Raw genomic sequence first — 672 nt, 5'->3', positions numbered from 1 at the left:
GTCCATGGGGGCCGGGTGGTTCAGTGATGCCTGGGCGGTGAGGTGGAAGCGGCCGGTGTCGTCGATGCCGGCGGTGAGGTGGCCGTTGATGGTGGTGAGGCGGGTGGTGAGGTTGCCGAGGCCGTTGCCGCCGTTGACGGTGGGGGTGGGGGTGGTGGTTTCGACGCCGTCGTTGGTGATGTGGAGGCGGATGGTGTCGTGGTGGGTGGTGGCGTGGATGGTGGCGTGCTGGGCTTTGGAGTGGCGGAGGATGTTGGTGACGGCTTCGCGGAGGACGGTGGCGAGGACGGTTTCGATGTGGGGGGGTAGTTCGGGGATGGTGATGGTGGTGGTGACGTCGATGTCGGCGGCGGTGAGGACGCTGGTGGCCGATTGGGCTTCGGCGGTGAGGGACATGGTGCGGTAGCCGTTGGCGACGGTGCGGACGTCGGCGAGGGCTTGGCGGGCGACGGTGAGGATGTCGGTGATCTCGTCGCGGGCGCGGTCGGGGTGGCCGGGGAGGAGGCGGTGGGTGAGTTCGGTTTTGAGGGTGATGGCGGAGAGGCTGTAGCCGAGCAGGTCGTGCAGGTCGCGGGCGACGCGGAGGCGTTCGCGGGTGACGGCCATGCGGGCGAGTTTGCCGCGGGCGGCGTACAGTTCGGCCACCAGCGTCGACAGCGAACTCATCCCGTA

The 672-nt window shown here is 68.9% G+C and carries 1 protein-coding gene; it reads right to left on the bottom strand.

From position 1 onward, the window contains the following. A partial coding sequence (locus IEY93_RS37585; protein WP_229691836.1) for a sensor histidine kinase occupies window positions 1-672 on the bottom strand: 672 nt, incomplete at both ends.

This window comes from Sphaerisporangium melleum, from assembly GCF_014646695.1.
GTDB classification, from domain to species: Bacteria; Actinomycetota; Actinomycetes; order Streptosporangiales; family Streptosporangiaceae; genus Sphaerisporangium; species Sphaerisporangium melleum.
This window is presented reverse-complemented; position numbering and strand designations above follow the sequence as displayed.